The sequence below is a fragment of the Sphingomonas sp. NFR04 genome (assembly GCF_900114095.1).
GTDB lineage: Bacteria > Pseudomonadota > Alphaproteobacteria > Sphingomonadales > Sphingomonadaceae > Sphingomonas.
The window spans coordinates 55,223-79,643 of the sequence record NZ_FORV01000003.1 but is presented as its reverse complement, the minus strand read 5'-3'; the positions used below and the strand labels follow the sequence as shown (position 1 = coordinate 79,643).

Sequence of the window (24,421 nt, the reverse complement as noted above, 5' to 3'; positions counted from 1 at the left end):
CTGGACATAATTTGGAAAGCAACACCCTGCCCGAAGCGCGCCGGATGACGACGCGTTCGCAAGGGTTGCTGGTTGGGGCGATCGTGGTTGCGGTAGTCGCGATCCTCGTGCTGGCGATGGTTGTGAAGGCCGCGCTGGCCCCCAAGCCCGTCCCCGACACGCCGGTGCCGCCGGGCGCCTTCCGTCCGACCCAGCAGCAGCTGGGACAGCTGCAGTTCGCCACCGTCCAGGGCGGCGCCAATGTCGAGTTGGTCCGCGCCAGCGGCTCGATCCAGGCGGATGGCGATCACAGCACGCCGATCGTGCTGCCCTTTTCGGGCCAGGTCCTCCAGGTGCTGGTTGAGCCCGGCCAGCGCGTGACGCGCGGCCAGCCGCTGCTCCGCATCGCCTCGCCCGAGCTGATCGACGCGCGCAACACCCTGCTCAGCGCCAGTGCCCAGCGCGCCAGCGCTGCCGAGGCGCTGCGCATCGCGCAGGGCAATGTTACCCGGCAGAAGGCGATCACCGAGACCGCCGGCGGCGCGATGAAGGACTATCTCCAGGCGCAGGCGGACTTCGTTGCCGCCCAGGCCGCCGCGCGCCAGGCCGAATCGGCCCAGCGCGCCGCGCAGGACCGGCTCGCGCTGTTCGGCAGGACCGAAGGCGTCGGCACCTCCGCCTACACGGTGTACCGCGCACCGGTCTCCGGCATCATCGCAGATCGCAACGTCGCGCCGGGCCAGTTCCTGAGCAGCGGCAACGCGACGCCGGTGATGACGATCACCGACCCCGCGCGCGTCTGGCTGGTCGCCCAGCTGGCGGAGAGCGAGGCCGCGAGCATCCGCGTCGGCGATCAGGTGGTGGTCACCACGCCGGCGCTGCCCGGGCGCGAATTCACCGCGACGGTCGACAATGTCGCCGCGGGCCTCGATCCCACCACGCACCGCCTGCCGGTGCGCGCGACGATTGCCAATCCGAATGGCGAGCTGAAGCCGCAGATGTTCGCGTCGTTCACGATCCGCCGCCCCGTCGACAGCGGCAAGGGCGTGCTCGTGCCCGCCGTCGCCGTGATCCATGAGGGCGACACCACCCGCGTCTGGGTGAAGGCCAACGACGGCCTTATCTATGGTCGCCCGGTGCAGATCGGCGAGACCGATGGCGGGCTTACCCGCGTGCTCAGCGGCCTCGCCCCCGGCGACCGGATCGTCGCCAAGGGTGCGCTGTTCGTCAACGAGGCGGGTCTCGGCGAATGAACCGCCTCGTCGAAATGGCGCTGCGCCAGCGGATGCTGGTGCTCACCCTGCTGATCGGCATGATCGCGGCGGGCGTGATCGGCTTCCTCAACCTCAACATCGAGGCTTATCCCGATCCGGTGCCGCCGATGGTGGAGCTGGTGACGCAGAGCGACGGCATCTCCGCCGAGGAGATGGAGCGCAACGTCACCACGCCAATCGAGGTGGCGATCGCCGGGCTCCCGCACCTCACCGCGGTGCGCTCAATCTCGCTGTTCGGCCTGTCCGACGTGAAGATCCAGTTCAGCTATGACGTGACGCACGAGCAGGCACAGCAGATGGTGCTCGGTCGCCTCTCGCAGCTCGGTAACCTGCCCAACAACGCCCAGCCGCTGATCTCCCCCACCAGCCCGATCGGCGAGATCTACCGCTATCGCCTCACCGGGCCGAGCGGCTATTCGGTGATGGACCTCAAGACCATCCAGGACTGGGTGCTCCAGCGCCGCTTCAAGCGCATCCCCGGCGTGATCGACGTGACCGGCTGGGGCGGCAAGCTGCGCTCCTACGAAGTCCAGCTCGATCGTGACAAGCTAACCGCACACGGCATCACGGTGCCGCAGGTGCTGGCCGCGATCGGCAAGAGCGACTCGAATGTCGGCGGCCAGACGGTCAATTTCGGCGAGCAGGCGGCGATCGTCCGCGGCGTGGGCCTGATCCAGTCGGTCGACGCGATCAACAACGTGCTGGTCGGCACCGCCGGCACCACGCCGGTGCTGCTGCGCGACGTGGGCCAGGTGAAGATCGCCAACCTGCCGCGCCTCGGCGTGGCCGGCGAGGGCCAGGACGACGATATCGTCATGGGTATCGTGCTGATGCAGCGCGGCGCCCAGTCGCTGCCGACGATCAACCGCGTGAAGGCCGAGATCGAGGAGATCAACACCAGCGGCGTGCTGCCGCCTGGGGTGAAGATCGAGCGCATCTATGATCGCTCGGACCTGATCGGCGTCACCACCAAGACGGTGATGCACAATCTGCTCGAAGGCGTGCTGCTGATCTTCATCCTGCAATGGCTGTTCCTCGGCGACCTGCGCAGCGCGCTGATTGTCGCGATCACCATCCCCTTCGCGCTGTCGGTCGCGGTGCTGATCCTGGTCATCCAGGGCGAATCGGCGAACCTGCTGTCGCTCGGCGCGCTCGATTTCGGCCTCGTCGTCGACGCGGCGGTGATCATGGTGGAGGCGATCTACCGAAGGCTGGCGGACCGATCGCAGGCGATCACCGAAGGGCGGATCCATGCGAGCCCCGCCAACCGCTTCTCAGCGATCCTGCACGCTTCCAGCGATGTGAGCCGCGGCATCTTCTTCGCCGCCGCGATCATCATCGCCAGCTTCCTGCCGCTGTTCACGCTTACGGGCGTGGAAGGCCATATCTTCGGCCCGATGGCCAAGACCTATGCCTATGCCATCGCCGGCGGCCTGCTCGCGGCGTTCACCGTCTCGCCGGTGCTCTCCGCGCTGCTGCTGCCGGACAAGCTGAAGGAGGTCGACACGTTCGTGGTGCGGCAGATCCGCCGCGTGCTGGAGCCCGCCATTGCCTTCGCCATCGCCAATCGCGTGCTTACCTTCGCGCTGGCCGGGCTGCTGGTGCTCGGCTCCTTCGCGACGATCCGCGTGCTCGGCGTCGAGTTCCTGCCGCACCTCGAAGAGGGCAATCTCTACATCCGTGCCAGTCTGCCGGCATCGATCTCACTGGAAGCGGGCGAGGATGCGGTGAACGGCATCCGCAAGATCATCGCCAGCTATCCCGAGGTCGATCGCGTCGTCTCCACGCACGGTCGCCCCGATGACGGCACCGATCCCACCGGCTTCTTCAACGCGGAATTCTACACGCCGCTAAAGCCCTTCGACAGCTGGCCGAGCGGCGTGACCAAGGAGAAGCTCACCGCCGAGCTGCAGGCCAGGCTGCAGGCGAAGTACCCCGGCGTCGAGTTCGAATTCTCGCAGTACATCCAGGACAACGTCGAAGAGGCGTCGTCGGGGGTGAAGAGCTCCAACTCGCTCAAGATCTATGGCAGCGATCTCGAGACGCTCGAATCGATCGCCAACCAGATCAAGGCGCAGATGGCGCAGGTGAAGGGCGTTGCCGATCTTGGCATCTCCGATTCGCTCGGCCAGCCGACGGTGCGGATCGACGTCGATCGCGCGGCGGCTGCCCGCTACGGCCTGACGCCGGACGACATCAACTCCACCGTCGCGGCGGCGGTCGGCGGCCAGTCGAGCGGCGACCTCTACGAGAAGTCGACCGACCGGCACTTCCCGATCGTCGCCCGGCTCGATGCCGCGCAGCGCGACGACATCGAATCGATCCGCCGCATCCAGATCGGCGCACCGTCGCCGACCGGGAACGGCATCATTCAGGTGCCGCTGTCCGAAGTGGCGACGGTCAAGCTCACCTCGGGTGCGTCGTTCATCTATCGCGAGCATCAGGAACGCTATGTCCCGATCAAGTTCAGCGTCCGCGGGCGCGATCTGGGCAGCACCATCGGGGAGGCGCAGGCGCGCATCGCGAAGCACGTCCAATTGCCGCCGGGCTACCATCTCGAATGGGCGGGCGAGCTCGGCAACCTGACCAACGCCGTCAACCGGCTGGAGGTGGTGGTGCCGATCAGCCTGGTGCTGATCCTGGTGCTGCTGTTCGCGAACTTCGGCTCGATCCGGGACACGCTGCTGGCGTTCAGCGTCATCCCGATGGCGATGGTGGGCGGCGTGCTGGCGCTGGCGCTGACGGGGACGGCGTTCAGCATCTCCGCCGCGATCGGCTTCGTCGCCTTGTTCGGCATTGCGGTGATGGACGGCATTCTGGTGGTCAGTACGTTCAACCAGAACGTCAACGAGGACATGGATCACACGACCGCGATGGCGGCGACGGTGAAGCATTCGCTGCGCCCGGTGATCATGACCTGCCTCGCCGCCGCGATCGGCCTGCTGCCCGCGGCGATGTCCACGGGGATCGGCAGCCAGGTACAGAAGCCGCTGGCGCTGGTGGTGGTGGGCGGCATGACGCTGGCGCCGCTGCTGATCCTGCTGGTGCTGCCGCCGCTGATCCTCAAATTCTCGCGCCATCAGGGCGCACATGGCCACACCGTCCGTCGCCACCATGTCGACGGCACCCCGATGGAGCAGGCATGATGCGCCGGCATTCGCTGATTCCGCTCGTCCTGCTCGCCGGCTGCACGGTGGGCCCGCACGACCTGACCAATCCGGTGCCGACGCCGCCGGCGCAGGCGCCGGAGACGATCGCCCCTTCGAGCGGTGCGGCCCAGCAGCTCGTCGCCGGTGCGGCGGTGGTGCCCAACTGGTGGCAGGGCTTCGGCAGCGCCAAGCTCGATTCGCTCGTCGCCTATGCGCTGGTGCACAACAACGACCTTGCCGCTGCCGAGGCCAATCTGCGCCAGGCGCAGGAGCTGGCCAGGGCCGCGTCGGGCAGCACCGGGCCGCAGGTGGACGCAAGCTACCAGGCGCAGCGCACGCGGATCTCGAAGGCGCTGTCCGGTCCGCTCGCCGACCAGAATGACTATCTCTACACGCTGCACACCGCGCAGCTGAGCGTCGCCTATCCGCTCGATCTGTTCGGTGCCGGGCGCAACAAGGTCCGTTCGGCACGCGCGGCGACCGAGGTGGCGGCGCACCGGCTGCATGCGGCGCAGGCCACCGCGGTCGCCAATCTGGTGCTCGCGGTGATCCAGCATGCGGCGCTGCAGGCCCAGATCGAGGCGACGCAATCGGCGATCCGCGACAATCGTGATCTGGTCGATTTGCTCGAGAAGCGCCGCAAGCTCGGCGATATCGGAGAGGCCGACGTGGGCGCGCAGCAGACTGCGCTCGCCACGATCGAGGCGACGCTACCGCCGCTGCTCCGCCAGGCGCAGCACCAGGCCGGGCTCATCGCGACGCTGACCGGCCAGGCGCCGGGCACCGCCGGCGACCTGCCGGCGCTCGCCGAGCTCCAGCTGCCCGCCAGCCTGCCGGTCGCGCTTCCGGCGGACATCGTCGCGGCGCGTCCGGACGTGCGCGCGGCCGAGGCGCAGGTGCGCGGTGCCGCTGCCGATGTCGGCTCGGCGATCGCGGCGCGACTGCCGTCGATCACGCTCAGCGGCAATGCGGGCGGGTCGGCGACCAAGTTCCTCGACATGTTCCAGGACGGCAACCCGTTCTTCTCGATCGTCGGCGGCATCACCCAGCCGATCTTCCATGCTGGCCAGCTCAAGCACCAGCAGCGTGCGGCGGAAGCGGCGCTGGAGGAGGCGAAGGCGCAGTATCGGGCGACGGCGCTGCAGGCGTTCCTCGACGTCGACGATGCGATCGCCGGGCTGCGCACCGATGCCGAGGCGCTGGATGCCGCGTCCCGTGCCGATGCGGCGGCGAGCCGCACGCTGGCGATGACGCGGCGGCAGGTGGAGCTGGGCGCGCTCGGCACGCTCCAGCTGCTCAACGCCTCCTCGGCGGCGTCGCAGGCGTCGGTGCAGCTGGTTCAGGCAAAAAGCGCCCGGCTGGCAGACAGCGTGGCCTTGTACCTGGCCTCGGGCAGCACGCCGGCGGACCTGCAGTCCGCCGGCCGCTGACTTACTTCCCCGTCGCCGCGACGTTCGCCGCGTTGACGTTCCACCCCCGCACCGCGAGGTGCGCCGCCGCTGTCACGCTCGCCGGATAGCGCACGCTCAGCACGCGGTGCTGGCCCGGCAGCAGCGAGACGTAATTGTCGCTGTAGAAGGCCGGCAGGATGCGCTTGCCCTCGGCATCGACCAACGTGAGCTTCGCGTTGAGCACCGGCACGTTGCTCTTGTTCGATACGGTGACGGCGATCACCTTGTCCTCGCCCTCTACCTTGGGCGTGCTCGCCTGCACGTCCAGCGGCACCGAGGCGAGGCTCTCCAGCGCGCGATAGGCGGTGTCGTCTCGGCCCCGCCAGTAGAAGTTGCGCGAGAGCTGGGTGCCCTTGGCGTCTGTGAGCGTCAGCTCGACGAGCAGCATCGGGCTCGCGGCATAGAGCCGGTCGAGCGGCACGTCGTCCAGCGTGGTCACCCGGTTGGCGCGCGCGTCGACCTTGTCGGTGCGGGCGAACAGCTGGACATTGTCGAGGCTGACGACGCGCGTCTTGGCGGTGAGCCCGCGCAGATCGTCGCGGGTGGTGTTGAGCACCACCAGGCGGTTGTCCGGCAGGTTGAGCTGGATGTGCACCGGCTCGGCCGCGCTCTTGGCGCCGTAATAGGAGGCCTGGGTATCGTAATCCCAGCTGTAGATCTGCCAGGTGTTGGACGGCCAGGCCGGGTGGGTCATCCACAGCAGGCGCCCGCTGTTCTTGGTCCAGAGATGGCCCAGGAACCCCTCGAACATCGCCTTGTGCGTCTCGAGGTTCATCATCTGCGCCTTGCGCTCGAAATCCTCGAAGCTCAGCGGTTGGCCGAACATGCCGGTGAGCGCGGCCATGAAGGTCTTGGTGTCGCCATTCCCGCCGAAATGCCAGTCGTGATAGGCAAGCGTGTCCGACAGCGGCCAGCGATCCTTGGCCGGCATCGTCGCGGCGACGGACTCCAGCGTGGAAAGCGAGGGGGTGCCGGTCTCGACCGAGAAGCCGGTGGCGAGATCGGTGAAATAGCCTTCGGGCTTGCGGTAGTTGTACGGGCCCGAACCCTGCAGGTTCACCTCGTTCGAGCTGCCGGTGTACCAGCGGGTGCCGTCCAGCTCGCGGATCAGCTTGTCGAGCCCCTCGTTGAGCGTGGGATAGGGCACGCCTTCGTTGCGGCCGAACCAGACGACGATCGAGGGATGGTTGCGATAGCGCGCCACCACGTCGCGCGCATTGGCGAGGAACAGTGCGGCATCGTCCGGCTCGACCTGGAAATTCTGGGTCGACTGCCAGAAATCGTTGAGCACCATCATGCCGTTCTCGTCGGCGAGTTCGTAGAATTCCTCTTCGTCGTTGTTGCCCATCCAGTTGCGGATGATGTTCATGTGCGCCTCGCGCTGGAGGCGGAAATAAGGGGCGAGCCGCGCGCGGCTGACCTGCTTCATCGCATCGTCCATGCCCCAGTTGCCGCCACGCGCGGCGATCTTCACGCCGTTGACGCGGAGCACGAGATGCGGCTCGGGCAGGGTCTCGTCGGGAATCGCGGTGACCGCCTTGGAGGTTTCGCCTGCGGGCGTGAGCGACTCCGCCCAGCCGGTGGGGCTGCGCTTCAGCGCCTCGTGGCGCACGTCGATCAGCTGCTGGCCGGCCAGGCCGCCGTCGGTGGTCTGCACGTTCACCCGGCGAAGCTGGCCGAGATGGTCGAACAGCGAGAGATCGTAGCTCACTTCGCGAATGCCGAAGCGGAGGGCGCGCGTGTCGCTCGGCTGGCCGCTGGCGGCGAGGTCGATCTTCAGATCGTGCAGCGCGGGGTCGCCATAGCCGTTCGGCCACCACAGCTTCGGATTGCGGACGGTAAGCTGACGGAACTCGGACGGCGTGAAGCGGACTTCGCCCCGGCCGGGCTGCGCGGTGATGGTCTTCTCCACCGTCACATCGTCGAACGCCGCGCGGACCGTCACTTGCTGGGCGGTGGCGGCGCGATTCTCGAACGGCACGGTGATGTAGACATCGGCGCTGTCGGTGCGCGGCAGCGGCAGGTCGGTCACGACATGCGGGTCGCCGATCTTGACGTCGCCGGTGGCGACCAGCTCGACCGGGCGCCAGATGCCGGTATTGCGATCGCGGATGCCGGGGATCCAGTCCCAGCCTTCGGTCGCGACGAAGGTGGGGCCGTCGATCGCGAGCTGGCCGCCATTCTCGCCGACACCGGCCTTGATCGACTGCTCGTGCGGGATGCCGGGGTGCGGCGGAGGGGAGACGCGCACGGCGACGACGTTTTCGCCGGCGGCAGGCGTGATCTCGAACTGGCCGCGGATGAAGGCGCCGCGCGTCTCCCCCTGGCGCTGGCCGTTGACCCACACTTCGGAGGCATAGTTGATGCCGCCGAACACCAGCGTCAGCCGCTTGCCGGCCGCTTCGGCAAGCACGGTGAAGCTGGTGCGGTACCAATAGTCCTGCCGGGCGAGGCTCTCGGGGATCTTGAGGTTGTTCAGCCCATAATAGGGATCGGGATAGACGCCGCGATCGACCAGCGTGGTCAGCACCGTGCCGGGCACCGTGGCCGCGTACCAGGTGCCTTCGGGCTTGCCGGGCCTGGACAGTGCCGCACCGTCGGCAGGCACCCCAGGGGCTGCGGCGAGCTGCCAGCCGTTGATCTGCCAGCGCAGCGGCCCCGCCGGGGCGAGGCTTGGCAATGCCGGCACCGGCTTGGCGACCGGGGGCGTATAGGCGGTGTCGCTCTGCGGCAGCGTCCAGGGATCCTGCTGGCGCGTCATGCCGATATTGGCGGTTTTCTGCAGATTCCAGCCGACGCCGACCTGCCACATCTGGACCAGCTCGAAGGCGGGCGGGGCGGCGGCCTCGCCCTGCACCTCGGTCGCGCCCAGCGCGACGCCGCGCAGCTGCGCCTGTACCAGCGACCCGCCGAAGTGCGGCTGGCCAGGGGTGACCGGCGCCAGCGCGATGCGCGATGCGACCGTCGATCCGTTGAGCGCGCCTTCGCCGACCTGCTTGCCGTCCAGATAGAGCCGCACCCGGCCGCCCTCGATCACCGCGGCGACATGGCTCCAGCGCCCGGCGACGAGCTTGGGCGTGCTGTTCACCGCATTGCCGCTGCCGAAGAAGTGCAGCGCGCCGTTGCGCAGGCCCAGGCAGCGGCAATCGCCGGCGGGATCGCCGAACGCGATCAGCGTCGCCACGCCCTGCGGCACGACATCGGGCTTCACCCAGGCCGACAGCGTCACCGGCGCGCCCGAGCGGAGCAGTGCGTCGGCACCGCTCAGCGGTCGGTCGATGCCGATTCCGCCGGCGAGGAAGCTGGCGTTATAGGGCCCGGCATTGTCCGGCTCGGCCGCCTGGACGACGGAAATGGCGAGCAGCGCGGCACCGGCCAGCATCGCATGGGTGAAACTGCGCATCGGATATCTTCCCCAAAACTGCACCGGGCAAACCAAGTCGGCGACCGGGTTTTATTCACCAAATTTTGCAATTCAACCGGCGAGAACGGTTCCATGCTTGCACCGTGGCCGCAAATCGACTGTTATCGCAATCAAGATGAGTAGCGGCCGCCCTCCAATCCGCCTTTCCGGGACCAATTTGGAACGCGCCGCGGACCATAACCAGCGCGTCACCCTCCATGCCATTCGTGCCAATGGGTCGCTGACGCGGGTCGATCTCGCCCGGATCACCGGCCTCACCGCCGCGGCGATCGCCAACATCACCAAGCGGCTGCTCGCCGACGGGCTGATCCAGGAGGCCGGGCGACGCTTCGGCGGGCGCGGCCAGCCGCCGACCAACCTGATCATCAATCCCCAGGCCTGCTATTCGCTGGGCCTCAACATCGATCGCGACCATGTCACGCTGGTGCTGGTCGACTTTCTTGGCGAAACCGTCGCCCGCGCCAGCCGCGAGATCGACTTCGCACTGCCCGAGCAGGTAGCGGACTTCTATCGTGGCGAGGTGGAGATGCTGCTCGCCTCGGCAGGCGTAGATCCCGCCCGGATCGTCGGCCTCGGCGTCGCCAGTCCGGACGATCTCGGCCTGATCGAGTTGCCGGGCAAGCCCGACGCGTATCGTCGTTGGGAGCAGACCGATCTGGCGGAGCTGCTTTCCTGGCCGCTGGACGTGCCGGTGTTCGTCGAGAACGACGCGGCTGCCGCCGCGATGGGCGAGTTGCAACTCGGCCTGGGCCTCCAGCATTCGAGCTTCTTCTACATCCTGATCTCGTCGGCGCTGGGCGGCGGACTGGTGATCGACAGCAATTATTTCCGCGGCGCGAGCGGGCGTAGCGGCGAGCTGGGCTTCCTGACGCACCGCGATCCCGACGGCGTGGTCCGCCAGATCCAGGCGCATGTCTCGCTTTCGGGTCTCGCGGCGCCGCTCGAGGCGGCGGGGTACAGCGTGCAGGACATGCTGACCTGCGACGGCGGGGATCCAAGGCTCGAAGCCGTGGTCGATGCCTGGATCGAGGAGGCTGCGCGGCTGCTGGTCGCGCCGCTGCTGGCGGTGAACTGCCTGATCAACCCCGAAGCGGTGCTGATCGGTGGTCGCCTGCCCCGCCGCCATGTCGACCGGCTGGCTGAACGCGCCAATGCCCTGCTGGCGGAGCAGGGAGGCGACGCGCCCGCGCTGGCGCCGATCGCGCGGGCGCAGCTTTCCGCGGATGCGCCGGCGGTGGGCGCGGCGATCCTGCCGTTCAGCTATTTCCTCCTGCCGAAGAGCAGCGCCCTGTGGAAGGACAGTGCTGACGGCGCCACCGCCATGGCTTGACCGTTCATTAAATCAACTGAATAACTTTAATCTTGTGCCTTGCGGCCGCGCGGGGCAGAGGAAGGGCCGCGCGCGTGGCGCGATGGTTCAGGAACAGACCGGCGTGCTGCCGGCCCGTCGGGGAGGAATGTCGGTGGCGATCGATCGCATGGGAAACCAGCCAGCGCGGGGCGTCCGCCGCTGATGTCGACCGCAACGCTTCCCGTAGCCGGCATCGAGCTCGGCGGCACCAAGTGCATCCTCACCCTCGCGCACGGGCCCGATCGAATCCTCGCGCAGGAGACCGTGCCGACCGAGGCGCCCGAGAAGACGCTCGCGGCACTGGAAGCGGTGCTGGGCGGCTGGTGGGGCACGCAGGGCTTTGCCGCGCTCGGTATCGCCAGCTTCGGGCCGGTGTGCCTCGACCCCGCCAATGCGCAGTTCGGCCATATCCTCACCACGTCGAAGCCTGGCTGGAGCGGCACCGACGTCGCCCGCCGCCTGGCCGCACCTTTCGCGGTGCCGATGGCGTTCGACACCGACGTCAATGGTGCGGCGCTCGCCGAGATGCGCTGGGGCGCGGGGCAGGGGCTCAGCGACTTCGCCTATGTCACCGTCGGCACCGGCGTGGGCGTGGGGCTGGTGATCAATGGCAAGCCGACGCGTGGCATCGGCCATTGCGAAATGGGCCATATCCGCGTGCCGCGCCTGCCGGCCGACACCGCGCCGAGCGGCTGCCCCTTCCATGAAGACTGCATCGAGGGCCTCGCCTCGGGCACCGGCGTTCGCGCGGCGCTGGGCGACCAGCCGGTCGACAGCGTCGGCGAGAACCATGTCGTGTGGGACCGCGTCGCCTCGGCGATCGCGCTGCTTTGCCACACCATGGTCGCCACCGCCGGGCCGCAGCGGATCGCGATCGGTGGCGGGGTGATGCAGCGCCAGCCGCACCTGCTTGCCCGTATCGACCCGCTGCTGCGCGAGAGCATTGCCGGCTATCTGACGGTGCCGCCTGCGCCGTACATCGTGTCGCCAGCGCTCGGCGACCAGGCCGGGCCGATGGGGCCGATCGCGATGGCCTTGCAAGCACAGGGCAACTAGCGCGCGCAAAGTTTGGCCGGCGCATGGACTTGGGCGCGGGTCCTGCGGTATCGCCACCCCAACACCGTTAGGGGAGAGAGACATGTCCGCAGGCCTGAAGCTGCTATTGGCAACCACCATCCTCGCCGCCGCGCCCGCGTGCGCGCAGCAGGCGCCGACAGCGTTGTCCGGTTTCGCCCATCCCGAAAAGTGGCCGGCGGCGAAGAGCCAGGGCCTGATCGATCCCGCCACCGAGAAGTTCGTCACCGACCTGATGGCGAAGATGACGCTGGAGGAGAAGGTCGGCCAGATGATCCAGGCCGATATCGGCGCCATCAAGCCCGAGGATCTGGCGATTTATCCGCTCGGCTCGATCCTTGCGGGCGGCAGCTCGCCGCCGCTCGGCGCGCCCGATCGCAGCCCGCGCGGGCCGTGGCTGGCGACGGCGCAGGCCTTCCAGAAGGCCGCGCTCGCCCGAAAGGGTGCCCATGTCGCGATCCCGATCATGTTCGGCATCGACGCGGTCCACGGCAACAACAATGTCGTCGGCGCGACGCTCTTCCCGCACAATGTCGGCCTTGGCGCGATGCGCGACCCGGCGCTGATGGAGAAGATCGGCCGCGCGACCGCCGAGGAGACGAGCTCGGTCGGGATCGACTGGGCCTTCGGGCCGACGCTCGCCGTCCCGCAGGACGAGCGCTGGGGCCGCGCCTATGAGGGCTATTCGGAGGAACCCGAGGTCGTCCGCAGCTATGCCGGCGCGATGATCCGCGGCCTGCAGGGCGCACCGGGCACCAAGGACCGGCTCCAGAAGGGCTATGTCGCGGCGTCCGCCAAGCATTTCCTCGGCGACGGCGGCACCTTCGGCGGGCAGGACCAGGGCGATACCCGCGTCTCCGAAGACGAGCTGATCCGCATCCACAATGCCGGCTATCCGGGCGCGATCGATGCCGGCACGATGACCGTGATGGCCTCGTTCAGCAGCTGGAACGGCGTGAAGATGCACGGCAACAAGTCGCTGCTCACCGATGTGCTGAAGGGCAGGATGGGCTTTGACGGCTTCGTCGTCGGCGACTGGAACGGCCATGCCCAGGTGCCGGGCTGCACGCCTACCGATTGCGCTGCGACGTTCAACGCCGGGCTCGACATGGCGATGGCGCCGGATAGCTGGAAGGGGCTCTACGAATCGACCATCGCGCATGTGAAGGACGGCACGATCCCGATGGCGCGGGTGGACGATGCGGTGCGCCGCATCCTGCGCGTGAAGGTGCAGATGGGCCTGTTCAACGCCGCCCGCCCCTATGAGAGCAAGGCCGATCTGGTCGGCGCGGCCGAGCATCGCGCGATCGCGCGGCAAGCGGTGGCGGAATCGCTGGTGCTGCTCAAGAACAGCGGCGTGCTGCCGGTGAAGGCGAGCGCCAATGTACTGGTCGCAGGGCCGGGCGCCGATTCGATGGCGCAGCAATCGGGCGGCTGGACGCTCAGCTGGCAGGGCGACGGCAATCCGAACGACATGTTCCCCAATGGCGAGACGATCTTCGCCGGCATCCAGGCGGCGGTGAAGGCAGGCGGCGGCACCGCGACGCTGTCTGCCGACGGCAGCTTCACGAGCAAGCCCGATGTCGCCATCGTCGTGTTCGGTGAGGAGCCCTATGCCGAGATGCGCGGCGACGTGCGCACGCTGGAATTCCAGCCGGGCGACAAGCAGGCGCTGGCGCTGCTCAAGAAGCTCAAGGCGGCGGGCGTGCCGGTCGTCTCGGTGTTCCTGTCGGGCCGTCCGCTCTGGGTGAACCCCGAGCTCAACGCCTCGGACGCCTTCGTCGCCGCCTGGCTGCCGGGCAGCGAAGGTGCGGGCGTGGCGGACGTGCTGATCGGCGACAAGGCCGGCAAGCCGCGCCGCGACTTCACCGGCAAACTCTCGTTCAGCTGGCCCAAGACCGCCGGGCAGTTCACCCTCAACCGCGGCGAGCCGGGCTATGACCCGCTCTTCGCCTTCGGCTATGGGCTCAGCTATGCCAAGCCGGGCACGGTTGGTGCGCTCAGCGAAGTCTCGGGCGTGGATGCTTCGCTGGCCAACACCAGCATTTTCTTCGCCAAGGGGGTCGCGCCGGCACCCTTCTCCTTCGCCACCGACAGCAAGATCACCCGCAAGACCGTCGACGGCCCGGCGACGCAGGAAGGCGCGCAGCAGCTCACCTGGCCCGCGGGACCGGCGACGCTGCGGATCGGCGGCAGCGACCTCGACCTCAGCCGTGAGACCAATGGCGACCTGTCGCTGCGCCTCGTCTACCGCGTCGATGCGGCGCCCACCGGTCCGGTGCGGCTGTCGATGGAAGGCGGCAAGAACACCGGAACGATCGACGCGACCAGCCTGTTTACCGGCAAGAGCGGCTGGCAGACCGTCAACGTGCTGCTGAAATGCTATCAGAAGAACGGAGTCGACGTGACCAAGGTGAACGCGCCGATCGTGCTGCAGGCGAACGGGCCCTTCACGCTCTCGCTGGCCGAGGCGAAGATCGTGTCCGATCCCAATAATTCGGTCTGCCCGGGCCAATGAGCGTGATCAAGGTCGTCGAGATTGCGCGCGGGGCGTTCCGCGCGCAGTTCCTCACCCTGGGCGCGACGCTCCATCGGCTGGAGGTGCCCGATCAGCACGGCCGCGCCGAGAACGTGGTGCTCGGCTATGCCGACCTCGAGGATTATCGCCGCCAGCCGCCGCGCTATTATGGCGCGGTGGCGGGGCGCTACGCCAATCGCATCGCCGGCGGCCGCTTCACGCTGGACGGCGAGACTTTCCAGCTGACCACCAACGAGAATGGCAACAGCCTCCATTCGGGGCCGGACGGGTTCGACCAGCAATTCTGGACGGTGGAGGTGCGCAGCGACAGCGCGGTCACCTTCCGGCTCGACACGCCGCATGGCTGGAACGGCTTCCCCGGCGATCTGGTCGCCCGCGTGGAATATGCGCTGGAGGACGACGGGCTCGCGGTGCGCTTCACCGCCACGGCGGACCGGGCGACCGTCGTCAACCTGACCCAGCATGCGTACTTCAACTTGGCCGGGGAAGGCAGCGGGTCGACGGTGCTCGACCATCTGCTGCAAATTCCCGCGAGCGCGATCACCCCGGTGAACGAGGCGCTGATGCCGACAGGGGAACTGGCGCCGGTGGACGGCGGCGCGTTCGACTTCCGAGCCCCGAAACCGATCGGCCGCGACATCGATGCAGCGGATGCGCAGCTCGCGCTCGGGCAGGGCTACGATCACAACTTCGTGCTGGATGGCCCGGCCGGCTTCGAGCGCCGGATCGTGACGCTGTTCGATCCCGAGTCGGGTCGCGTGCTGGAGGTGCATTCGACCGAGCCGGGGGTGCAGTTCTACTCGGGCAACTACCTCGCCGATGGCGCCCCGGGGACCGGTGGCGGCGTGTATCCGAAGCGCGGCGGGCTCTGCCTGGAGCCGCAGAAATTTCCCGACAGTCCCAATCAGCCGGGCTTCCCGAGCGCCCGGGTGGAGGCGGGGGAGACGTACCGGCACAGCATGGCGTTCCGCTTCCGCACGGCCGGGGGTGCGGAAGAGGCGTTCGGCTGACGTGTTAAGCCCCTCCCCTTCAGGGGAGGGGTTGGGGTGGGGCTGTGTCTCACCGAGACCAACGCGCGTTCTGGAATCCCTCCACCCCAACCCCTCCTCCAAGGAGGAGGGGCTAGAGGTTGTTCCGTGCGCCCGTCCCCGATACAGCCCCCGCATGGCAAAAGCGGATCGCCTCGAAAAGCTCGACACCCGGCGCATCGAACTCGAGGCGGAATATCGCGCCGCGCTGATCGAAGCGCTGGAGCGCACCGCGGCGGGCAAATGGGGGCTGTTCGACCACCAGAAGGACCGGCACGCCCGCGCAGCGATCCGCCCGACCCTCGATCACCTGGCCGAACTGGGCGAGGAAATCGACGCCGCGCGCGATCGGCTTGGCCTGCCGCCGTACGCGCTCCAGCAGGAATTTCTCGCCGCCCGCGGCGCGGTCGGGCCGTCGGCGGTCGGCGAGCCCAAGCAAGCCCAGGCCTGGCTGGCGCGCCTCGCGGCGGAGGAGCCCGCGGCGGACTGACGCTCGCGCGTTACTCGGTTTCTTCGAGCGCGGCCTCGGCGGCGCGGCGGGCGTCCTCTTCCTTCTTCTTCTTGCCCTGGTCGTAGTGCCACTTGATGGCGAAGAACATGCCCGTGCCGAACACGACCAGCTTGAACGTGCCCAGGAGAATCGGAACCCAAATCATTGCTGCCACCTGACCTGCGCTGTGCCTGAGTCGGGCCATCCCGGCTCGTGGGGCAGCGCTCTCGCACATATCAATGCCAAACAAAACCCATACGATGTGCGGTATGTATCCGTACAACGGGCAACATAGGGTGCGCGGGATCAGCGCGCTCCTGCTGGTCGGCTAGTCGGCGTCCCCACCATCGCCGCCCTCGCGCTGCGAATAGGTAATGCGGATCCGCACCCAGCTGCCGACCAGCAACCGGCTGTTCACCCGCGGCGCCTTCACCCGGAACTGGAATGCGGCCTGGCGCACCGCGCCGGCATAGCCCGACCCGCGGGGGAATTCGCCAAGCTCTTGGCAATCGGTCACCTGATAACGCTCGATCGTGCGGCAGGCGACTTCGCCCCAGCCTTCGCGGCCCAGCGCGCGCTGCGGCAGATAGGGGGAGAGCTGCGCATTGGTCGGGCGGCGATACCAATCAGCCGCATACAGCGTCTCGCCATGCGGCCCCGTGCCGGCGCGCGGCGTATCGTCGGCACCGCTGCCGCCGCCGGCGTCGGCACTCTGGGTATTGCCCTGGTCGCCGGACTGCGCGGCGGGTGCCTTGGCGATGTCGGTCGCGGCATAGTCGCGGCGGCTCATCACGATGAAGCTGGGCGGGCCGCTGGACACGGGCGGCGTGACCGGGGGCGGGGGCAGCGCGGCGGTGGGCGGCGTGGGTTGCTGCGCCTCCGCCTTTTCGCCGGCGCGCCTGCGGGCCTTTTCGGGGGCCTTGGCGGCGTCCTTCTGGGCGGGAGCCTGTTCGCCTTCCGAAGCCTCGATGCCGAACACCACCGTCTTCGGCTTTTCCTTGGGCGTAACCCGCGGCACCATCCACAGCAGCATCAGCGCGATCAGCAGCTCGATCGCCAGCGCCAGCAGGATCGCGACCGTACGCCCGCGCAGCGAGACGCGCAGCCGGCGCACGGGCGAAGCGGACGTGGTGGACAGCATGGCGCGCGGGACACTCAGGAAGGGGCGAATCCGGGGAATCCGGGGCCGTCGACGTGGTCGCTATACACCTTGGCCGTGGCGGCGGGAGTGGGGCGAAAGCATGTCGGCATTCCGCATTCCCGCCGCCTTTGTAACGGCCCCTGCAACAATCAGTCGCGCAGCAACTCGTTGATCCCGGTCTTGCTGCGGGTCTGCGCGTCGACCGTCTTGACGATCACCGCGCAGTAGAGGCCGGGCTTTCCGTCCTCGGAGGGCAGCGTGCCGGGCACCACCACCGCATAGGGCGGCACTTCGCCGCGATAGACCTGGCCGGTCGCGCGATCGACGATCTTGGTCGAGGCGCCGAGATAGACGCCCATCGACAGCACCGCGCCTTCGCCGACGCGCACGCCTTCGGCCACTTCCGAACGCGCGCCGATGAAGGCGCCGTCGCCGATGATCACCGGATCGGCCTGCAGCGGCTCAAGCACGCCGCCGATGCCGACGCCGCCCGAGAGGTGGACGTTCTTGCCGATCTGCGCGCAGCTGCCGACGGTGGTCCAGGTATCGACCATGGTGCCCTCGCCGACATAGGCGCCGATATTGACGAAGCTGGGCATCAGCACCGCGCCCTTGGCGATGTGCGCGCCGTGGCGGACGATGCTGCCCGGCACCGCGCGGAAGCCGGCGTCGCGGAAGGCGGCCTCGCCCCAGCCGGTGAACTTCGACGGCACCTTGTCGAACCAGGCAGTGCCTTCGGGCCCGGGCACCACGACATTGTCGTTGAGGCGGAAGCTGAGCAGCACCGCCTTTTTGAGCCACTGGCTGACCTGCCAGCCGCCGTCCACCGGCTCGGCGACGCGGGCTTCGCCGCGATCGAGCAGGTTCAGCGCTTCGGCCACGGCTTCGCGCACCGCGCCTTCGGTGGCGAAGCTCAGGTTCGCGCGGTCTTCCCAGGCGGCGTCGATCGTCGCGGCGAGATCGGTCATGTCAGCTCTCCAAGATGCTGTGGAGCCAGGCTCCGAGATCGGTGATGGTGTAGTCGATGAAGCTGCGGTCGGCGTCCGGCGCCTGTTCCGAGCCATTGTCGATCCAGACAGTGGTCATGCCGATCGCCTTGGCCGGCCCCAGGTTGCGCGCCATGTCCTCGACGAACAGCGAGGCGTGGGGATCGAGGCCATAGGCTTCGCACAGGCCCTGATAGGCCGAGGGCTCGGGCTTGGGGCGGTAGCTCGTGGCGTGGATGTCGTGGATTGCCTCGAACGTCTCGCCCAGGCCCAGCTTGTCGAGCACCTTCTGCGCATAGGGCGCATCGCCATTGGTGAAGATCAGCTTGCGGCCGGGAAGGCGGGCCAGCGCCTCGATAAGCGCCTCATTTTGCTCCAGCACGCTCATGTCCACGTCGTGGACATAATCGAGATAGTCGTGGGGGTCGGTGCCGTGCTCCTGGATCAGCCCGTACAGCGTGGCGCCGTGCGCGTGGAAATAGGCCTTCTGCACCTTGTGCGCCTCTTCGGGCGAGCAATGGAGCAGGCGCTGGACATACTCCCCGATCCGCGCGTCGATCATCGCGAACAGGTTGGCGCTCGCGGGATAGAGCGTGTTATCCAGATCGAAGATCCAGTTGCGGACGTGCGAGAGCGAGGCGAGCATCGCCGGCGCGTGTAGGAGGTGCCCCCCGCCGCCGCAAGCGCCGAGCACGCCGCGCGGTTTCCGGACATCCCCGGCGCGCGGGTAAACCCAAAAAAAACCACTCTGGGCGTACGTGGAGACCCTCCTGACACGAGGGTTTCGGTATGCGAGTGGCATTGCGCGTAGGATGGATGCACACGGCGGCGCTCGGCGGCCTCGTGGCGCTGGGCGCGTGCAGCGGCGGTGGCGGCGGCGGTATCGCGAGCACGCCTGCGCCCGCACCGGCGCCCGCGCAGATACCGGCACCGGCGCCCACGCCGACTCCGACGCCCGTCCCCACGCCGACTCCGACGCCCACGCCGGTGCCGACCACCAATTACGACACGACCGAGTATCGCACGACGGTGGGCGCCGTCTCGATGAACGCGCTGATCGCCTACAAGAATGGCGCGACCGGCAGCGGCATCAAGGTGGGCGTGATCGATTCGGGCATCGACGTGCAGAGCGCCGAGTTCGGCGACTGTTCGGGCGGGCTCGGCACCGGCACCTGCCGTATTCTCGCCAGCTCCAGCGATCCGGGCGGCAACGGGACGGTCGACGATGTCGGCGGCCACGGCACCGCGGTGGCCTTCACCATCGCCGGGCGGCGCAACGATTCCGGCACGCAGGGCGTGGCGTTCAATTCGCAGCTCGTCGTCGAGCGCGCCGACCAACCCGGCACCTGCAACGGCACGGACACCGGCACCTGCAAATTCTCCGACACCGCCATCGCCCAGGGACTCGACCGCGGCCGGCAGGCAGGGGCGCGCGTCGTCAACATCTCGCTCGGCGGCGATTCTGCGTCGTCGGCACTCGCCTCCGCGATCGACCGCGCAACCGCGGCGGGGGTGATCGTGGTGATCGCTGCCGGCAATGACGGCGCGGCGAATCCGGACGCCTTCACCAGCGCGGCGACCAATGCGGCGATTTCACGCGGGCTGGTGATCATCGCCGGTTCGGTGAATGCCAGCGATGCAATCTCCAGCTTCTCCAACCGCGCCGGCTCCGCAGCCAGCGTGTATCTCGCCGCCGTCGGCGAGGGCGTGCGCGCGCCCGATGCTAACAACACCGCCTATATCTGGTCGGGCACGTCCTTCTCGGCGCCGCAGATCACCGGCGCAATCGCGCTGCTCGCCCAGGCCTTTCCGAACCTGACCGGCAAGCAGATCGTCGACCTGCTCTATGCCACCGCTCGCGACGCGGGCGATGCGGGCGTCGATGCGATCTATGGCCGCGGCGTGCTCGATCTCACCCGCGCGTTCCAGCCGGTCGGCACCATGTCGGTGGCAGGAACGAGCGCAGTGATTTCGCCGACGATCAACGGCACGCTGAGCGGCCCGATGGGCGATGCCAGCCAGGGTGCGCTGGGCATGGCGGCGCTCGACTCGTTCGGCCGCGCCTACGCGACGACGATCACCAACAGCTTCCAGCGCCAGAGCCTGTCGCGCAACCTGCCGGCGCTGATGGCTACGCGGGACCGCAGCTTCTCGGTAGGCGGCGACCAGATGCGCGTTGCCGTGTCGCTGGTCCCCACCGTCGATTCGGTGCGGATCGAACGGCTCGGCATCACCAGCCGCGACGCGGGCGTGGCGCGGATGCTGGCGACGACGGTGAGCGGCCGCCTGGGCGCCAAGGCGCAGTTTGCCTTCGGCGCCTCGCAGACCGGCAACGTGCTGACCGCGCAGCTCGCGGGTCGCGACGATCCCGCCTTCCTGATCGCGCGCGATCCGCTGAGCAATGCCGGCTTCGATACCGATGTCGGCGGATCGGCGGCGGTGCGCCAGGCGATCGGCCGCTGGGGGCTGACCGTCGCCAGCGAAGTGGGCGACGTGCTGAGCCAGCGCGCGGGCGACGCGGCGGCCTTGCAGGCGCGCTGGCTGCGCTTCGGCTATGATCGCAGCACCGTAGCAGTGGACCGTCGCTTCGGCGGGCTCAACGCCAGTGTCGGCGTCACCCGCCTTTCCGAGGACAATACCGTGCTCGGCGCGCGGTTCAGCGCGGGCCTCGGCGCGGCGCGGGCGACCAGCCTGTTCGCCGATCTGGGCGTGCGCTGGGATCTGGGCCTGGGCCTCAGCCTCGGCGGGTCGCTCCGCCAGGGCTGGACCAATGTGCGGTTGCGCGAAGGCATCCAGGGCGCGGGCCTGATCCGCACCAATGCCTGGGCGGCAGACATCGGCAAGGACGGGCTGTTCGGCAGCGACTCGATCGGCCTGCGGGTCGCCCAGCCGCTGCGGGTTGCGCGCGGCGGCATCGGCCTCACCCTGCCGCAGGGCTGGGACTATGGGACGCTGAGCGTCACCAGCTGGAGCAGCGAGCGGATCAACCTCGCGCCCGTCGGCCGCGAGATCGATTACGAGCTCCGCTATCACTGGCGCTTCGCGGACGGCGATGTGAGCAGCAACCTGTTCCTCCGCCGCCAGCCGGGCAACATCGCCGCGATGCCAAGCGACCTGGGCGGCGCGGTGCGGCTGAGCTGGGGCTTCTGACGGCTTCCCCTGGCGGCGGCGCGCCTGTAGGGCGGACAGGCTGCCAGGGGAGACGGTATGATCGAGATTGCCAGCGCGCGGCTGACCGCCGCGATCAACCCGCACGGGGCCGAGCTCTCGTCGCTGCGCGACCCTGCCGGGCGCGAGCTGATGACCGATGGCGATCCCGCCTTCTGGTCGGGCCACGCGCCGCTGCTGTTTCCGATCGTCGGGCGGCTGGTGGGCGATCGCTATCGGCTGGATGGCCAGGACTATAGCCTGCCGCAGCACGGCTTCGCCCGGCGTCGTGACTTCGTCCTGGTCGAACACGGCGCGGATCGGGCGACCTTCCGGCTGCAGGACGATGCCGAGACCCGCGCCGTCTATCCCTTCGCCTTCACGCTCGATGCCACCTATCGGCTGGATGACACCACGCTGTGGATCGAGATCGCGGTGACCAACCGCGATACGCGCGACATGCCCGCCAGCTTCGGCTTCCACCCTGCCTTTGCCTGGCCGCTGCCCTATGGGCGTGCGCGTGCGGACCACCGCATCCTGTTCGACGCGCCCGAGTTTTCCGCGTTGCGCTACATCGGCGAGGGCGGGATCGCGCCCGATCGGCGGCCAAGCCCGGTAGAGGGGCAGAAGCTGCCACTCTCCGACGACCTGTTCACCGCCGATGCGCTGATCTGGGACCAGCTATCCAGTCGCGGGCTGCTGTACGGCGCGGAAGACGGCCCGCAGCTGCGCATCCGCTTCCCCGATACCGGCCTGCTCGGCATCTGGACCAAACCCGGCGCGCGCTTCGTCTGCGTCGAGCCCTGGTGGGGGATCGCCGACCCGGCCGGCTTCGACGGCGAGATCTGGGACAAGCCCGGCATCCAGCGGCTGGCACCGGGCGAGACGCGGCGCTTCGCGATGGATGTCACGCTTCTGGATCGAGTCGGCGTTGCGAGGTGAAGCTGGAGGGCGTATCTTCTGCGCATGGCAAAGGACGTCGATCTCGGCCCAGAACTCGAAAAAAGAGTGGCCGATCTCGTCGCCAGCGGTCGCTTCGCATCGCGCCATGCGCTGCTGGAGGAGGGCGCCCGCCTCGTCGTCGAGTACAGTCGGCAGTTGGACGCGCTCGACGCTGCAATCGAAGCTGGGGCGGCCGATGAAGAGGCCGGCCGGCTCCTCGGCACCGACGAACTGGTCGACCATTTGCATCGCCAGCTGGGCAAGCGCTCTGCGGCATGATTCTCCGATGGTCGCAGACCGCACGGGATGATCTGACCGAAATCCTCCTGCACATTGCCGCCGACGATCTTCCCACGGCGCTGCGCTTCATCGAAGGACTCACTGCGGCGGGCGAAGCCTTGCTCGATGCCCCGCTTGGGTACCCATTGGTGGAAGGCATCCGCACGAAGGACATTCGACGCCGCAGCTATCGCGGCTATGGTCTGTACTACCGTGTAACCGGCGAGCGGCTGACGATCCTCCGCGTCCTGCACGGCGCGCGCGACGTCTACTCCCTGCTGGATAAAAACCCCGCCACCGACTAAGGCGTCGCGATTCTCCCCTCCCGTTCGAAGCACCCGCATGTCCCCCTCCGATCGTCGTACGTTCGCTATCATCTCGCACCCGGACGCGGGCAAGACCACGCTCACCGAAAAGCTGCTGCTGTTCGGCGGCGCAATCCACCTTGCCGGTGAAGTGAAGGCGCGCGGCCAGGCCCGGCGTGCGCGCTCGGACTGGATGAAGATCGAGCAGCAGCGCGGCATCTCGGTCACCAGCTCGGTGATGACCTTCGAGCGCGAAGGCATCACCTTCAACCTGCTCGACACGCCGGGCCACGAGGACTTCTCGGAAGACACCTACCGCACGCTGACCGCCGTGGACTCGGCGGTGATGGTGATCGACGTCGCCAAGGGCATCGAAAGCCAGACGCGCAAGCTGTTCGAGGTCTGCCGGCTGCGCAACGTGCCGATCATCACCTTCGTCAACAAGGTCGATCGCGAGGGCCGCGAGGTGTTCGCGACGCTGGACGAAGTGGCCGAGCTGCTCCAGCTCGACGTGGTGCCGATGACCTGGCCGGTGGGCATGGGCGGCACGTTCGAGGGGATTTACGACCTCGCCACCAAGCGCCTGCTGCTCCCCGAGGGCGACAGCCGCGAATTCCATGGCAAGGTGATCCAGACCAGCGGCGTCAACGATCCGCAGCTCGATGCGATCGTCTCGCCCGCCAATCTCGCCAAGCTGCGCGAAGACGTGGAGCTGGCCGAGGCTGGCTACGAGACGTTCGACGGCGAAGCGTACCGGAACGGCGACATGACGCCCGTGTACTTCGGCTCGGCGCTGAAGGAGTTCGGCGTGGATTCGCTGATCGCCGCGATCGCCGAATTCGCCCCGCCGCCGCATGCGCTGCCCGCCGAGCCCGCACCGGTCGAGCCGAGCCGCGACGAGGTGACCGGCTTCGTGTTCAAGGTCCAGGCGAACATGGACCCCAACCACCGCGACCGCATCGCGTTCATGCGGCTGGTCTCGGGTACCTTCAAGCGCGGCATGAAGCTGACGCCCACCGGCCATGGCAAGCCCATCGCGATCCACTCGCCGATCCTGTTCTTCGCCCGCGAGCGCGAGCTGGCCGACGAGGCCTTTCCGGGCGACATCATCGGCATCCCCAACCACGGCACGCTGCGGGTGGGCGATACGCTGTCCGAGCGGGCGGGGGTGCGCTTCACCGGGCTGCCCAACTTCGCGCCGGAAATCCTGCGCCGCGTGGCACTCAAGGACCCGACCAAGACCAAGCAGCTGCGCAAGGCGCTCGACGATCTGTCCGAAGAGGGCGTGATCCAGGTCTTCTATCCGGAGATCGGATCGAACTGGATCATCGGCGTGGTCGGCCAGCTGCAGCTCGACGTGCTGCTCAGCCGGCTGGATGCGGAGTACAAGGTGGGCGCGGTGCTCGAGCCTTCGCCCTATGACACCGCGCGCTGGGTCGCGTCGGACGATGCCGCCGCGCTCAAGGAGTTCCTGGACCTCAACCGCGGCGCGCTCGCCAAGGATCGCGACGGCAATCCCGTCTTCCTCGCCAAGTCGGCCTGGGAAGTCGGCTATATCGCCGAGCGCTACAACAAGGTGAAGTTCGCGGCGACGCGCGAGCGGTAATCAGGCCGCGACGCGCTGCTGCTCGCGGCCGCGCTCGCCCAGGCCGCTGGCGATCCAGTCGCGGATGCGCTCGGCACGGCCGAGATCGGCTTCGAACTTGGCGAGCAGCTCCTCGGCGCCGCTGGTGTCGGTGCCGGCGGCACGCATCATGGCGAGGACTTCCTGCTGGGCGGCAATGTGACGCTCGGCGAGCACCACATTCTTCTCGGCTTTGACGAGGTCGGTCGGGGTATAGCTCATGTGGTTATTATAGAAG

19 protein-coding genes are annotated in these 24,421 nt (G+C 68.3%); 13 read left to right on the top strand and 6 right to left on the bottom strand.

Features of this window, described 5'->3' with window-relative positions:
- Positions 1 to 44: 44 nt before the first annotated feature.
- From BM009_RS10315 to BM009_RS10305, 3 genes are read left to right on the top strand one after another with little or no spacing between them, the layout of a single operon-like run.
- Positions 45 to 1,232, top strand: coding sequence for an efflux RND transporter periplasmic adaptor subunit (locus tag BM009_RS10315; protein WP_093296550.1), 1,188 nt, complete (start codon positions 45 to 47; stop codon positions 1,230 to 1,232).
- Complete coding sequence (locus BM009_RS10310) at positions 1,229 to 4,399, top strand: efflux RND transporter permease subunit (RefSeq protein ID WP_093295957.1); 3,171 nt, start codon at positions 1,229 to 1,231, stop codon at positions 4,397 to 4,399. The genes BM009_RS10315 and BM009_RS10310 overlap by 4 nt, the downstream gene beginning before the upstream one ends.
- A complete protein-coding gene (locus BM009_RS10305; RefSeq protein ID WP_093296549.1) occupies positions 4,399 to 5,832 on the top strand; it encodes an efflux transporter outer membrane subunit in 1,434 nt (477 codons plus the stop codon). Before BM009_RS10310 ends, BM009_RS10305 begins: the two co-directional genes overlap by 1 nt.
- 1 nt (position 5,833) lies before the next feature.
- Here the strand turns inward: BM009_RS10305 and BM009_RS10300 are convergent, their stop codons facing one another.
- Positions 5,834 to 9,256 carry a glycosyl hydrolase 2 galactose-binding domain-containing protein gene (locus tag BM009_RS10300; RefSeq protein ID WP_254772243.1) on the bottom strand — a complete coding sequence of 1,141 codons (3,423 nt, stop codon included), beginning with the start codon at positions 9,254 to 9,256 and terminating at the stop codon, positions 5,834 to 5,836.
- 178 nt (positions 9,257 to 9,434) lie between these two features.
- Between BM009_RS10300 and BM009_RS10295 the strand changes: the two genes are divergently transcribed.
- From BM009_RS10295 to BM009_RS10275, 5 genes are all read left to right on the top strand, one after another.
- Positions 9,435 to 10,607 carry an ROK family transcriptional regulator gene (locus BM009_RS10295; RefSeq protein ID WP_254772242.1) on the top strand — a complete coding sequence of 391 codons (1,173 nt, stop codon included), beginning with the start codon at positions 9,435 to 9,437 and terminating at the stop codon, positions 10,605 to 10,607.
- 183 nt (positions 10,608 to 10,790) lie between these two features.
- A complete protein-coding gene (locus BM009_RS10290; protein WP_093295954.1) occupies positions 10,791 to 11,684 on the top strand; it encodes an ROK family protein in 894 nt (297 codons plus the stop codon).
- A gap of 82 nt (positions 11,685 to 11,766) precedes the next feature.
- Positions 11,767 to 14,220, top strand: a complete 2,454-nt coding sequence (locus BM009_RS10285; protein ID WP_093295953.1) for a glycoside hydrolase family 3 protein — start codon at positions 11,767 to 11,769, stop codon at positions 14,218 to 14,220.
- A complete protein-coding gene (locus BM009_RS10280; RefSeq protein ID WP_093295951.1) occupies positions 14,217 to 15,251 on the top strand; it encodes an aldose epimerase family protein in 1,035 nt (344 codons plus the stop codon). Before BM009_RS10285 ends, BM009_RS10280 begins: the two co-directional genes overlap by 4 nt.
- A 154-nt stretch (positions 15,252 to 15,405) precedes the next feature.
- Positions 15,406 to 15,759 (top strand): hypothetical protein, encoded by a 354-nt coding sequence (locus tag BM009_RS10275; protein ID WP_093295950.1) that lies wholly within the window; start codon positions 15,406 to 15,408, stop codon positions 15,757 to 15,759.
- A 10-nt stretch (positions 15,760 to 15,769) separates the two neighbouring features.
- Here BM009_RS10275 and BM009_RS22590 read toward each other — a convergent pair whose 3' ends face one another.
- From BM009_RS22590 to BM009_RS10260, 4 genes are all read right to left on the bottom strand, one after another.
- Positions 15,770 to 15,925 (bottom strand): hypothetical protein, encoded by a 156-nt coding sequence (locus BM009_RS22590; protein ID WP_175487979.1) that lies wholly within the window; start codon positions 15,923 to 15,925, stop codon positions 15,770 to 15,772.
- A 162-nt stretch (positions 15,926 to 16,087) separates the two neighbouring features.
- The gene (locus tag BM009_RS10270; protein ID WP_093295948.1) at positions 16,088 to 16,900 is read right to left on the bottom strand and encodes a hypothetical protein; all 813 of its coding nucleotides are present in this window, start codon (positions 16,898 to 16,900) and stop codon (positions 16,088 to 16,090) included.
- A gap of 149 nt (positions 16,901 to 17,049) precedes the next feature.
- Positions 17,050 to 17,868, bottom strand: a complete 819-nt coding sequence (dapD, locus tag BM009_RS10265; RefSeq protein ID WP_093295947.1) for a 2,3,4,5-tetrahydropyridine-2,6-dicarboxylate N-succinyltransferase — start codon at positions 17,866 to 17,868, stop codon at positions 17,050 to 17,052.
- Between the two features lies 1 nt (position 17,869).
- On the bottom strand, positions 17,870 to 18,532 hold the full coding sequence (locus BM009_RS10260) for a pyrimidine 5'-nucleotidase (RefSeq protein WP_093295945.1): 663 nt from the start codon (positions 18,530 to 18,532) through the stop codon (positions 17,870 to 17,872).
- Positions 18,533 to 18,702: 170 nt separating this feature from the next.
- Between BM009_RS10260 and BM009_RS10250 the strand changes: the two genes are divergently transcribed.
- Genes BM009_RS10250 through BM009_RS10230 form a run of 5 tightly spaced genes read left to right on the top strand, consistent with a single transcriptional unit; the run spans position 18,703 to position 24,165 of the window.
- The gene (locus BM009_RS10250) at positions 18,703 to 21,036 is read left to right on the top strand and encodes a S8 family peptidase (protein WP_302847363.1); all 2,334 of its coding nucleotides are present in this window, start codon (positions 18,703 to 18,705) and stop codon (positions 21,034 to 21,036) included.
- A gap of 57 nt (positions 21,037 to 21,093) precedes the next feature.
- Positions 21,094 to 21,975, top strand: coding sequence for an aldose 1-epimerase family protein (locus tag BM009_RS10245; RefSeq protein WP_093295944.1), 882 nt, complete (start codon positions 21,094 to 21,096; stop codon positions 21,973 to 21,975).
- Positions 21,976 to 21,999: 24 nt separating this feature from the next.
- Positions 22,000 to 22,254 carry a ribbon-helix-helix domain-containing protein gene (locus BM009_RS10240; RefSeq protein WP_093295942.1) on the top strand — a complete coding sequence of 85 codons (255 nt, stop codon included), beginning with the start codon at positions 22,000 to 22,002 and terminating at the stop codon, positions 22,252 to 22,254.
- Positions 22,251 to 22,559, top strand: a complete 309-nt coding sequence (locus BM009_RS10235) for a type II toxin-antitoxin system RelE/ParE family toxin (RefSeq protein ID WP_093295941.1) — start codon at positions 22,251 to 22,253, stop codon at positions 22,557 to 22,559. Before BM009_RS10240 ends, BM009_RS10235 begins: the two co-directional genes overlap by 4 nt.
- 37 nt (positions 22,560 to 22,596) lie before the next feature.
- Positions 22,597 to 24,165, top strand: coding sequence for a peptide chain release factor 3 (locus tag BM009_RS10230; RefSeq protein ID WP_093295940.1), 1,569 nt, complete (start codon positions 22,597 to 22,599; stop codon positions 24,163 to 24,165).
- Here the strand turns inward: BM009_RS10230 and BM009_RS10225 are convergent, their stop codons facing one another.
- Positions 24,166 to 24,405, bottom strand: coding sequence for a hypothetical protein (locus BM009_RS10225; RefSeq protein ID WP_093295938.1), 240 nt, complete (start codon positions 24,403 to 24,405; stop codon positions 24,166 to 24,168). It abuts the gene before it with no gap.
- Positions 24,406 to 24,421: the final 16 nt, after the last annotated feature.